The following is a 319-nucleotide window of genomic DNA, read 5'->3' as shown; positions in this document are numbered from 1 at the left end:
CTGTTAGGCTGAATATCAAGCAAATCTGCGGCTGTTCTAGCAGTTACTTCAGCCGTGAAAAACTCTAAGAGCCTTCGCTGTGATTTTTTACTTAGTTTACAACGGGTTATCTTCATAAAAGTAGTCTAGCATAATGCTTATCTACTACAGCCCCTATATTTATATTCCAATGTTGCCAAATTAGAAATTGATAAAACTTAACCACATAAAACCATGACTGTAACGCATAAATAAAGATATATCTTACTGATCTTTGAATATAGCATTTTGAGTAATATAAAACCCCTTAAATCAAAACCACATACATCCATAAACCGCA

At 33.5% G+C, this 319-nt stretch carries 1 pseudogene; it reads right to left on the bottom strand.

What is annotated here, in order from left to right:
- Nucleotides 1–116 (bottom strand): annotated as a pseudogene (locus tag ACT3QP_RS15140) (IS1595 family transposase); the annotation flags it as partial.
- Between the last annotated feature and the right edge of the window lie 203 nt (nt 117–319).

Source organism: Psychrobacter sp. AOP7-B1-24, assembly GCF_052376215.1.
Taxonomy (GTDB): Bacteria; Pseudomonadota; Gammaproteobacteria; order Pseudomonadales; family Moraxellaceae; genus Psychrobacter.
Note: the sequence above shows the minus strand (reverse complement) of the source record. Positions and strands in the feature narration are given on the sequence as shown.